Genomic DNA, 11,556 nt, shown 5'->3' with positions numbered 1-11,556 from the left:
GTTCCTGAAGGAGATGTTTTCCACAGGGTAGAAGATCCGCGTGGAGAAATGGGATTCTATATGGTATCAGATGGTTCTGACAAACCATATCGTGTAAAGATAAGGGGACCGGTATATCCAACAATGCAGGCATTGCCTCCACTGATAAAAGGCACTACTCTTGCTGATGTGGCTGCAATTGCAGGTAGCATGGACGGATGTACGAGTGAGGCGGACAGGTGATCATGATGTCTTCAGAAGTTATAGATATTCTTTTCAATCCCTGGGTTCGCACTCTGATCGGTCTTTGTCTGATCGGTGTAGTCTTCGGCGGTGCTATGGTAGTTGTCTGGTTCGAACGTAAACTATCAGGCGATATTCAGTTCAGGCTTGGTCCTAAATATGTAGGTCCATTTGGTATATTCCAGCTTGTAGCCGATGCTATCAAGCTGATGACCAAAGAAGATCTGATTCCATCGAAAGCAGATCGCTTACTGTTCGTATCAGCACCGATCGTGCTCATGGGCTCAGTGTTCATGATGCTTGTCGCAATTCCATTCGGTGCAGTTTTCGTTAACGGTGTTGAGTACCCGATCGTGGGTACTGAGATGGATATAAGTCTTCTTTATATTGAAGCAGTATCTTCGATCTCTATTATCGGTGCTTTCATGTATGCATACAGTTCCAACAACAAGTATTCACTTCTTGGTGCTTTCAGGAACTTTGCAAGAATGATCGGATATGAAGTTCCACTCGGCATCACTATAGTCAGTGTGGCTGTAATGGTAGGTTCATTGAACATTATTGAGATAGCACAGGCACAGAGTCCGATCTGGTTCATATTCCTTCAACCTCTCGGATTCATCGTGTTCTTTATTGCATTGATGGCCGATATGGGTCGTCTTCCGTTCGATCAGAACGAATCTGAAGAAGAACTGGTCGCAGGATGGATAACAGAATACACTGGTATGAGATTCGGTCTTGGTTTCTTTGCTGAATATATCCACTTGATCCTTGGTTCAATGCTTGTTGTATTGTTGTTCCTCGGTGGCTGGAACCTCCCTTCATTCCTGACAAATGTCACGATACTTGGAATCTTCCTTCCAACATTATTCTATCTGTTGAAGGTTGCTCTCGTTATACTGACCATCATCATGCTTAGATGGGCTGTTCCAAGGTTCAGGATCGATCAGGTTGTTGACCTGAGCTGGAAAAGACTTCTCCCACTTTCATTATTGAACCTTGGATGGGCAATAATGCTGGGCATTTATCTGGGAATGTGATACCATGGTATTGAAAAATATTGTTAGAGCTGTTAAGAATATCTACAAGCCCCCTATTACCAGAAGGTATCCTGAGGTGCCCACCGAATTACCTGACAGGTTCAGAGGGCTTCAAAAACTTGATAAAAGTAAATGTATAGGCTGTGGTATTTGCGCAAACACCTGCCCCAACAGTGCGATCAAGATCGTAAGGGCAAGGGTAAGCAAAGACAGTGACAAAACAAGATGGTTCCCTGCTATCGATATTAGCCACTGTATGTTCTGTGGTCTTTGTATCGATCAGTGTCCAAAAGATGCGCTTTCAAGCACAAAGGTCTACACAACTGGTGTGATCAGATTGACCCATGAAGAATTATTGTACACTCCGGACATGTTAGCACGTGAAACTCCGGTAGGGGAGAATGGTGAGTGAAATGGTAGGTATAATCGAAGGCATCATTTTCTTGATCGTTGCTCTTGTACTGATCTCATTTGCGATCCTTTCAGTAGTAACAAGGGATATAGTCCGTGCAGCACTTGCACTGATCATCTCTATGTTCACAGTAGCCGCTGTTTACATAATGCTGAATGCACAGTTTTTGGGTGTTGTCCAGATCCTTGTGTATGTAGGAGCAATTGGAGTTCTTATACTGTTCGCAGTGATGCTGACTAAGAAAACAATGGGGCGTGAGAACAATGACTAATGATCGTCCAACAATTCTGGATTCATTCATTCACCAGTTCCATCCTAAGAAACAGATCGTAAAGTTGCTGGACATAGAGGCACCTTCTTTGAGAGGGGTCCTTGATACGATGTTCAGGTTAACCATCGCGGCTCTGTTCCTTGCGGTGATCTTTGTATCATTATATGGTACCGGGTGGACAACGGTGGATCAGCTTCCACAGAATATTGCTGACCAAAGTAACATCAAAGCGCTGGGTGTATTGATATTCACAGACTTTGTGATTCCATTTGAGATACTTTCCATAGTATTGCTCTCTTCATTGATCGGTGCAATATACATGGCAAAAGGAGATGATAACTGATGATCCCATTAAACTGGTATCTGGCTCTTTCAGCTATCGTGTTCTCCATAGGACTCTATGGTTTGATGACACATAAGAACGGTATCAGGATGCTGATGTGCGTGGAACTTATGCTAAACTCCGCAAACATTAACCTTGTTGCCTTCTCAAGTTACAATGACGATATGACAGGACAGGTATTTGCTCTGTTCTCCATTGCAATTGCTGCAGCAGAAGCAGCTATCGGATTTGCAATACTCATGTCAATTTACAGGATGCGAGATATGATCGATGTCGATAAACTTAACATATTGAGGTGGTAAAAATGGCAATGGAAAATCTTGCATTTTTAATACCACTACTCCCTGCACTCGCCTTTGTGCTGACTTTCTTCCTTGGGAAGAAGTTACCCTCAGGTGGTGCAATTATTCCGATCATTGCAATAGCGATATCCTGTGTGATCTCTCTTTCTATCACAGCAGGTCTGTTAGCTAACCCCGGACATGTTGTAACACAATCTGTTCACTGGTTTGCAATACTCAATCTCGGAATATTGATCGACCCGCTTGCAGCGGTAATGCTTTCAATGGTCTCTTTTGTGAGCTTGCTCATCCACATCTATGCTGTGGGTTACATGTCACATGACCCTGCAAAGCCACGTTACTTTGCAGAGACCGCACTCTTCACAGCAGCAATGCTTGGTCTGATCCTTTCAGACAACATTCTTCAGCTTTTCGTTTGCTGGGAACTTGTTGGCCTTAGCTCATACTTGCTTATCGGATTCTGGTTCCACAAGCCTGGAGCTGCTTCAGCAGCAAAGAAGGCATTCTTGACCACCAGGATCGGAGATGTCATGTTCCTTGCAGGTATCGTTCTGCTTTTCGCAGACATATTCGCAATACTTGAAGGCAAGCTTCCAGAAGGTGTCTATCTCCTTCAGTTCGAAGAGATATTCAAGTTCATACCTGACCTCGTTGCGATCAACTCAACGATCCTTGGTATGGAAGTAAGTCATTTGACCCTTGTAACACTGTTGTTCTTCGGTGGTGCGGTTGGTAAGTCAGGTCAGTTCCCACTCCATGTGTGGCTTCCTGATGCAATGGAAGGTCCAACTACCGTTTCAGCACTTATCCACGCAGCAACAATGGTTACAGCTGGTGTCTATCTTGTAGCACGTACATTCCCAATGTTCCTTGCAGCACCAAACACCTTGATTGTCGTTGCAATACTTGGAGCGTTCACTGCACTGTTTGCAGCAACAATGGGTCTCGTGATGAACGATCTTAAGAGAGTTCTTGCTTTCTCGACTATCAGCCAGCTTGGTTACATGGTGCTTGGTCTTGGTCTTGGTGCAGTTATTGGTGCAGAGGCTGTTGGAGTTTCAATGTTCCACCTCATCAACCATGCATTCTTCAAGGCATTGCTCTTCCTCTGTGCAGGAAGTGTTATTCACGCTGTAGGTACACATGACATGAGGCAGCTCGGTGGTGTAGGTAAAGTAATGCCTATAACATTCGCTACAATGACCGCAGCAGCACTTGCATTGGCAGGTTTTGGTATTCCTGGCACCAGCATTGGTTTCAGTGGTTTCCTCAGTAAGGATCCGATAATCGAAGGCGCATACCTGTTCGCAACACAGACCGGTAACTGGATGCCATACTTGTTCGCTATCACAGCTGCGTTCCTTACATCCCTGTATATCTTCAGGTTGATCTTTATGACCTTTACAGGAAAGCCAAGGAGTGACTATGGTGGTCACGAGTCCCCTTCATCCATGACAATTCCATTGGCGACACTTGGTGTCCTCGCAGTGATCTTCGGTGCACTTACCAGAGGTAAGTTCATGACGTTCATTGAATCGAACTTTGAACATCTTGATATGAATGCACTTGCAGAACTCGGTGGCTATCATCTTGGGCCTCATGGGCACGAACCACTTCTTATCCTCTGGATGCCTCTGATCGTAGCAGTTGCGGGTCTTGTGATCGCTTATCTGATCTACAACAAGAGGGTCATTGACATGAGCAGAATCGTATCAAGTGAAAATCCTGTTTACAAGTTACTCTATAACAGATACTACCAGCATCAGATATTTGTTGAGATCTTTTCCGTAAAGATCATCTATGAAGGTCTTGCACTTGCAAGCTTCTATTCAGACAAAATGCTGGATTGGCTTGTCAACGGAACCAGTACTTTCCTTATTGAGGCAGGTGACTCCCTCAGGAAATTCCAGACCGGAGTTATACAGGATTATGCAGCAGTTGTTGTTGCAGGAGTCGGACTACTGGTAATATTGGTCAAGCTGATCATGGAGGTCTTCTAATGTTACCAATATTATCTTTGATCGTGCTGATCCCAATTTTGTTCTCAGCCGTAACATTCTTTACAAAAACAAAGGAGCAGGCAAGGATATCCGCACTAGTGGGTACTCTTATTACCCTGGTCCTGACAATGTACATGTACTTCTCATTCGATAGTACATCTGCAGCAATGCAGTTCGAAGAAGCGGCTAACTGGATCCCTTCATTGGGTATCACCTATCACCTTGGTGTCGATGGTGTTTCCATGCCTCTTATATTGCTCAATGCAATAGTCATTCCACTGTTGATCATCTACACCTGGAATGATGTCAGAGCAGCACCTAACAGGTTCTATGCTCTAATTCTTGCAATGCAGGGTGCAGTCATCGGTGTTTTCGTATCACTGGACTTCTTCCTGTTCTACGTATTCTGGGAGCTTACCCTTGTACCATTGTTCTTCATGGTCAATATATGGGGAGGAGCCAACAAGAAACATGCAGCTATCAAGTTCTTCATCTACACTCACGTAGCATCTCTTGTGATGCTGTTGGGTATCTTTGGATTGTACTACAATGCATGGTCTCTTAACGGAGTTCCAAATATGGATATGGCTTACCTTATAGGTCAGTTCCAGTTCTTGGAATCCGAAATTGCCAGGGATGCGATCTTCCTTGCATTGCTGTTCGGTTTCATTGTGAAGACACCTGTAGTACCATTCCATTCCTGGTTACCGGATGCATATTCTGAAGCACCTACCGCAGGCAGTGTGCTCTTTATATTGCTCAAGATCGGTGGATATGGATTGTTCAGGGTAATGCTTCCAATGTTGCCATTCACAGCAACTCCAAGCCTTATGATAACTATCATGGGAGCTCTTGGTGCAATAAGCATTATTTACGGTGCATTCCTTGCACTCGCACAGAAGGACCTTAAGAGAATGATCGCATATTCCAGTATCAGCCACATGGGATACGTAACCCTTGGTTGTGCAGGTCTTGTGAGCCTTTCAATATCCGGTGCAATGTTCCAGCAGTTCTCACACGGGTTGATCATGAGCATTATGTTCATGTCATGTGGTGTGATCCAGACCAAAACTGGTACAAGTATCATCAATAATCTCGGTGGTCTTGCACAGAAGATGCCTAAGCTCACAGTGATCATGGTACTTGGTTTCATGGCTTCACTTGGATTGCCGGGACTTACCGGTTTTATCGCAGAGTTCCTCGTGTTGACATTCAGTTTCATTAACATGCCTATTTACGTGATAATCGCTCTGCTGGCTATTGTAATTACAGCAGCATATCACCTGTGGGCATTGCAAAGGGCAATGTTTGGTCCTTTCAATGAAAAGCTTGGTGATATCGTGGATATTTCGTCCTTCCAGACGTTCTCCATGGGGATCATTGCCCTTCTCGTACTGTACTTTGGATTGAACCCAAGTCCGGTGCTGGATATGATGATAACGAATTCAGAACATATTGTCAGCCTGATGGCTGTAATGGGGGTCTAAGCAATGGTGGATCTAATGTTACTTGCACCTGAGATCACAATTCTGGTAACAGGTTTGATCGTGCTTTTGGCAGGTCTTTTCCTGTCAGCCCAGTCTAAGAAAATAGTCGGATACATAGCAATACTTGGTTGCGTCGTCGCCATGCTGCTGACCATCAGCAGCTTTGGTACCACAGCAGTGATGTTTTCGAACTCACTGAGCATTGATGCACTATCTCAGTTCTTTAAAATAGTGTTCCTTACAGTTACGACCCTTGTGTGTATTGCATCCGTAAAATACACTGATGGCAACGACCATGCAGATGAATACTATGTACTGGTGCTCTTCGCGACCATCGGTATGATGATGGTAGCATCTGCGAATGACCTTATGGTTCTGTTCGTTGCATTCGAACTGGCAAGTCTTGCAACCTATGGTCTTGCAGGTTTCGAGAAAAAGAACCCTGCTTCCATTGAAGCTTCAATGAAGTACTTCATCATAGGTTCCCTTTCAGCTGCTCTGTTGCTGCTTGGTATCGGATATGTCTATGGTGCAACTGGCACTACCAACATTGAGGGAATTGCTCAGAACATCGATCTTCTGCTTAACAGCCCAATGGGAATTCTTTCCCTTGTACTGCTGATCGCAGGATTCGGTTTCAAGATAGCTCTTGTGCCATTCCACATGTGGGCACCTGACACCTATCAGGGAGCACCTTCCCTTGTGTCTGCGCTTCTGGCAGCAGGTTCCAAGAAGATGGGTATCATCGCAGCTTTCAAAGTTTTCATAGGAGCTCTCATTGCCCTTCAGGCAGACTGGCAGATCGCTTTTGCTATCCTCGCAGTCCTGACAATGACCTATGGTAACATCGTTGCTCTGTCCCAGACAAGTGTAAAACGCATGCTTGCTTACTCGTCTCTTGCACAGGCAGGATACATCACAATGGCATTTGTGGTCATGACCCCTATGGCATTAACTGGTGGTATCCTCTATGCATTATCACACGGTTTCATGAAAGCAGGAGCTTTCATTGCAACAGCAGCTGTGGTCTACATGGTCACATCAGAGAACAAGGACATTCTAAATGCTGACCATCTTGACAACTTCAAGGGTCTTGGCAGGAGAATGCCAATAACTGCTCTCAGTATGACCGTGTTCGTATTCGCACTGTCCGGTATCCCACCAACAGCAGGTTACATGAGCAAGTTCATCTTGTTCTCATCAACCATCCAGTCAGGTCTTGTATGGCTCGCAGTGATCGCTATTCTTAACAGCGCACTTTCACTGTACTACTATGCAAGGGTTGTCAGGTACATGTATGCAAAACCAACTGATGGAGATAGGGTCTCAGAACCACTTCCATACGTCATTGCACTGCTTCTTGCAGTTGCAGGTGTATTGGTAATAGGTATCTGGCCAGAGCCTTTCGTAAGCATGGCAATGGAAGCCGCAAGTGTATTGATCTAATGGAGGAATAAGATATGGCAGATTGTGATCTTTGCGGAGTATCGATTCCAACCGTATGTCCTGTAAGGGTATTCTCACCAAGGTTTGAGCAATCCTACCCTGAAGGTGTATGGAAAGGTCTTTGTGGCGGCTGTCTGGCTGCTGCTAAAAAGGCCTATGACGAATCTAGTGAAAAAGTGGCTGCAGGCACATTTGGAAAATGTGATCTTTGTGGTACAAAGACCCAGTTGCAAGATGTAGGGGTAAACGTCCCCTCATTTTCAAAAGGGTCTATTGTTAAAACCAGAAAGATATGCCTGAAATGCCTTGAAGAATCCAGTGAGTCCTTTGAGAAAAAGGATGAACTGTGTGGTGAACATCACTGAAGGTCAGTAATAATACTGACCTTTCCTTTTTTTTCTTTTTTATCTCATTGCATTTTCGCTATTGATAATAGTATTATCAAAATGATGAACCTTATCGCCATGCTCATTCCTGTGGAGAACGCCACTATCCTAAAACCGACCTTAGGTCCGAATATGGATACATAACGTGGGAGGATCGACCTGATGCTTAGTATGGGTAGCATGAACATACTTCCAAGCATGAGCACTATCATTGCCTGAAGATATGTTATCCCACCGTCACTTATCAGTGGTCCCAGTAACGATATTCCAATGATAGGGCTTGCCATATAGGTCGTAAGGGGAATTATGCTCTCTGCCGGGATTCCAAATATATCTGCCAGTGGCAGTACGTTGAATGTCTCGAAAGCACCTCTTTCCCTCAAAGCGAAGACAAGCGTGGTCATCGTAAGGTAAATGATGGCTATTTTAGTGAAAAGCCTCTTTTGTCTGTTGAATGCTTTTCGAATAGCCTCTTTTAATTTTGGTCTCTCTATCGTTTCGGGTTCTATTAATGCACCGTTATGTTCCTTGAACCAGATCCTGCTCAGAATTATGACCACACTAACTTTCACGACCGCACTTATAATGAATACCATCACGTAGAATCCCCCCACAATAGGGCCAAGTGCAGGAAGGACTATCGGGATCTGGTAGGTCAATATCTCTCTTATATAAGCTGGTGTGCTGTTCAAAATAGCACATAACATCATTTCGCGATCATCAATAAACCCCTCGTCCTTTACTTTCATGACCATGCTATTTGCAGCCACTGTGGATCCGAGGGATACCATGAATGCGGATGCACATGCCTGTGGAAGATGGGTATGTTTGAAAATGGGTTCTGTGAACCGTGAAAGCTTTTGCATGAGTCCCATCTCAATTAGAACACCTGTCCCGAAAAGGCCAATGAAAATTGTAATTATGACGGGGAATGCAAAATCAAGAACCCGGGTGAACAGATCGAACATATATGTATGATTATAGAAGATGTAAATTAAGTTTATCTACCATGCGTTCTACTTATTGCAAGTGTATTCGGTAGTATCATAAAGGACCGTCTAAAACCAAAACCTTGATATGAATTGCAATGCTTTTTCGTCTGGTGAAATTAAATGAAGAAAGATCTCATGGATATTTTGGCGTGCCCTATATGCAAAGGCGACCTTGTTCTGAATATTACCAAAGAAGATGAGAAAGAGATTATTTCAGGAACTCTTTATTGTTCAAAATGTAATGAATATTACCCGATCACGGATGGGATTCCTAACATGCTCCCTCCAGAATTGCGGGAATAATATAAACTGAGGTTGAATTCTTGCAGCAGGTACACATTAACCGTCTTGGTGTTAATTCCATTGAATTTGAAACAGATATATTGGATATACCCCTGTCTCCTGGTGGAGAACAAAGTTTTGAGATCGTGATAATCAACTATGGCACCCCAACACATGTTCATCTGTCTGCAAGTGACGATCTCTATGACAATCTGACATTTCTTGAAGACAACCCTTACGTTTCACACGAAGAATATATTCCGGTCATTGCAAGGATACCCTTTGATGGTCGCCTGGTGAACAAAGGCAAAGTGTCTGTAACGGTTGGCTATGGTTCAAAGACCGAAAGCTTTTCTGTGAGAATAGGTGGTGCAGGGTCCGGTGATGGTCTTGCTCCAATTGACATCGATGAAAGTCTCTCGTTACCCTCGAAGGCAATTCCTGTTCAAAGGAAGAACGATCTCAATATGCAGTTCTCAGACAGGTTTTCAACTATCTTTTCATCTCTTGACCAGTCAATTAATATAAAACATATCATCGTTTTATTTTCATCCATTGTTATCGTAGCTCTTATCTACATGTTGATACGTTCATTACCTTCAGGTGATACGAGTTACAGCATTAATATCGGCTTTTATCCTGCCATAGCATTATCTATATTGTTCACTTCACTGATGGCATATCTGTTCATTAAACTTTCAACGTTGAAAAAGTAATTGAGGTAGTTGAGTCCATATGAAATATATCATAGTTACCGGCGGTGTCATGAGTGGTCTTGGAAAAGGGATCACAACGGCTTCAGTCGGCAGGAATCTGAAAAACAAAGGTTATAAGGTAACAGCAATAAAGATCGACCCCTACATCAATATTGATGCAGGTACCATGAGTCCCTACCAGCACGGTGAGGTCTATGTCCTTAAAGATGGGGGTGAGGTCGATCTTGATCTGGGTAATTATGAAAGGTTCCTTGATACTGAACTCACAAGGGACCACAACCTAACTACTGGAAAGATCTATCAGACGGTCATTGACAAGGAACGAAAAGGTGAATACCTGGGTAAGACCGTACAGATCATCCCTCATATAACGAACGAGATCAAGGGTCGTATTAGGAGGATCGCTGCTAAAAGTGGTGCTGATGTCTGTCTCATTGAAGTAGGTGGAACTGTCGGTGATATTGAAAGTATGCCTTTCCTTGAAGCAGTAAGGCAGATGTACCGGGAAGAAGCACCTGAGAATATTGCATTCCTTCATGTGACTCTGGTGCCCATTGACTCTCAAGGGGATCAAAAAACAAAGCCAACACAGCATTCTGTTAAAGAACTAAGGGAACTGGGTCTGACTCCGCATGTAATTGTTGCAAGATGCAAAAAAGCACTTACGGAAAGTACCCGGTCCAAGATCGCTCTTTTCTGTGACGTGCCTGTAGAGGCTGTCATTAGTGCACATGACTCCGCAGACATTTATGAAGTGCCCCTCCAGCTTGAAAATGAGGGTCTGAGCAATTTCCTCTTAAAGAAGCTACTCCTCAAATCCAAACTTGAGGTCGAGGATACCAAATGGAAAGAAATGGTCGTGAGGATGAACAATTGCACGGGCAAAGTGAATGTGGCAATTGTCGGTAAATACACACACCTCGAGGATTCATATATCAGCATTGTGGAATCCCTCAAACACGGAGCTATTGAAACCGGTTGTAATTTCGATATAACCTGGTTCGATGCTGAAGAATTCGATGCCGATCCAACTGAGGTCGAAAAATTGAGTGGGTTTGACGGAATTCTCGTTCCCGGAGGATTTGGTGAACGTGGAACTGAAGGCAAGATGCTTGCTATCCAGTATGCCCGTGAGAACAACATCCCATATCTTGGACTTTGTCTGGGTATGCAGCTTGCTGTCATAGAGTTTGCAAGGAATGTCGCTGGGCTCGAAGGTGCAAATAGCAGTGAGTTCGATGAGAACACCCCTTATCCGGTCATCGATCTGTTGCCTGAACAGGAGGATGTAGTGGATATGGGAGCTACCATGCGTCTTGGTGATTATGAGGCCACTCTTAAGGAGGGTTCTCTTGCTGAATCCATATACGGTGAATCGGTCATTACTGAACGCCATAGGCATAGGTATGAAGTAAACCCTAACTATGTGGACAAGATCGAAGAATCTGGCATGGTATTTTCCGGAAAGAACAAGAACAGGATGGAAATTGCAGAAGTTCCTTCAAATGATTTCTATTTCGCATCCCAATTCCACCCGGAGTTCAAATCCCGACCTGGCAGGCCTTCCCCACCCTTCAAGGCCTTTATGGATGCAATGCTTAAAAAGAGCAAAGAAAAGAAAGATCAGTAAGCGATCTTTCTTCCTTTCATATTCTTA

Annotated in this window: 13 protein-coding genes and 1 pseudogene; 13 read left to right on the top strand and 1 reads right to left on the bottom strand. The window is 44.0% G+C overall.

Annotation, left to right across the window (positions count from 1 at the left end):
* The 10 genes and pseudogenes from QAS77_RS06890 to QAS77_RS06845 all read left to right on the top strand — a co-directional run.
* Positions 1 to 222 (top strand): annotated as a pseudogene (locus QAS77_RS06890) (F420H2 dehydrogenase subunit FpoD); the annotation flags it as partial.
* 5 nt (positions 223 to 227) lie between these two features.
* On the top strand, positions 228 to 1,262 hold the full coding sequence (fpoH, locus tag QAS77_RS06885) for a F420H2 dehydrogenase subunit FpoH (protein ID WP_305064595.1): 1,035 nt from the start codon (positions 228 to 230) through the stop codon (positions 1,260 to 1,262).
* Between the two features lie 4 nt (positions 1,263 to 1,266).
* Positions 1,267 to 1,674, top strand: coding sequence for a F420H2 dehydrogenase subunit FpoI (fpoI, locus tag QAS77_RS06880; protein ID WP_305064594.1), 408 nt, complete (start codon positions 1,267 to 1,269; stop codon positions 1,672 to 1,674).
* Position 1,675: 1 nt separating this feature from the next.
* A complete protein-coding gene (locus QAS77_RS06875; protein ID WP_305064592.1) occupies positions 1,676 to 1,945 on the top strand; it encodes an NADH-quinone oxidoreductase subunit J in 270 nt (89 codons plus the stop codon).
* A complete protein-coding gene (fpoJ, locus tag QAS77_RS06870; RefSeq protein WP_250867597.1) occupies positions 1,938 to 2,288 on the top strand; it encodes a F420H2 dehydrogenase subunit FpoJ in 351 nt (116 codons plus the stop codon). Before QAS77_RS06875 ends, fpoJ begins: the two co-directional genes overlap by 8 nt.
* A complete protein-coding gene (gene fpoK / locus QAS77_RS06865) occupies positions 2,288 to 2,590 on the top strand; it encodes a F420H2 dehydrogenase subunit FpoK (RefSeq protein ID WP_276575063.1) in 303 nt (100 codons plus the stop codon). Before fpoJ ends, fpoK begins: the two co-directional genes overlap by 1 nt.
* Before the next feature lie 2 nt (positions 2,591 to 2,592).
* Entirely contained in the window at positions 2,593 to 4,590 is a 1,998-nt protein-coding gene (gene fpoL / locus QAS77_RS06860; protein ID WP_305064591.1) for a F420H2 dehydrogenase subunit FpoL, read from the top strand.
* Entirely contained in the window at positions 4,590 to 6,077 is a 1,488-nt protein-coding gene (fpoM, locus tag QAS77_RS06855) for a F(420)H(2) dehydrogenase subunit M (RefSeq protein ID WP_305064590.1), read from the top strand. Before fpoL ends, fpoM begins: the two co-directional genes overlap by 1 nt.
* A 3-nt stretch (positions 6,078 to 6,080) precedes the next feature.
* Positions 6,081 to 7,523, top strand: a complete 1,443-nt coding sequence (gene fpoN / locus QAS77_RS06850; protein ID WP_305064589.1) for a F(420)H(2) dehydrogenase subunit N — start codon at positions 6,081 to 6,083, stop codon at positions 7,521 to 7,523.
* Between the two features lie 14 nt (positions 7,524 to 7,537).
* On the top strand, positions 7,538 to 7,888 hold the full coding sequence (locus QAS77_RS06845) for a F420H2 dehydrogenase subunit FpoO (RefSeq protein ID WP_250867593.1): 351 nt from the start codon (positions 7,538 to 7,540) through the stop codon (positions 7,886 to 7,888).
* A 44-nt stretch (positions 7,889 to 7,932) separates the two neighbouring features.
* Here QAS77_RS06845 and QAS77_RS06840 read toward each other — a convergent pair whose 3' ends face one another.
* Positions 7,933 to 8,877, bottom strand: coding sequence for a nucleoside recognition domain-containing protein (locus QAS77_RS06840; protein ID WP_250867592.1), 945 nt, complete (start codon positions 8,875 to 8,877; stop codon positions 7,933 to 7,935).
* Positions 8,878 to 9,021: 144 nt separating this feature from the next.
* Between QAS77_RS06840 and QAS77_RS06835 the strand changes: the two genes are divergently transcribed.
* From QAS77_RS06835 to pyrG, 3 genes are read left to right on the top strand one after another with little or no spacing between them, the layout of a single operon-like run.
* Positions 9,022 to 9,204, top strand: a complete 183-nt coding sequence (locus tag QAS77_RS06835; protein ID WP_172366610.1) for a methytransferase partner Trm112 — start codon at positions 9,022 to 9,024, stop codon at positions 9,202 to 9,204.
* A 20-nt stretch (positions 9,205 to 9,224) separates the two neighbouring features.
* Complete coding sequence (locus tag QAS77_RS06830) at positions 9,225 to 9,899, top strand: DUF7524 family protein (protein ID WP_305064588.1); 675 nt, start codon at positions 9,225 to 9,227, stop codon at positions 9,897 to 9,899.
* Between the two features lie 19 nt (positions 9,900 to 9,918).
* Positions 9,919 to 11,529: a glutamine hydrolyzing CTP synthase gene (gene pyrG, locus QAS77_RS06825; protein ID WP_305064587.1), complete on the top strand. Its 1,611-nt coding sequence runs from the start codon at positions 9,919 to 9,921 to the stop codon at positions 11,527 to 11,529.
* The last annotated feature ends 27 nt before the right edge of the window (positions 11,530 to 11,556 follow it).

Origin of the sequence: Methanococcoides sp., from assembly GCF_030594565.1 — an archaeon.
In the GTDB taxonomy this organism is placed as follows: domain Archaea; phylum Halobacteriota; class Methanosarcinia; order Methanosarcinales; family Methanosarcinaceae; genus Methanococcoides; species Methanococcoides seepicolus.
Note: the sequence above shows the minus strand (reverse complement) of the source record. Positions and strands in the feature narration are given on the sequence as shown.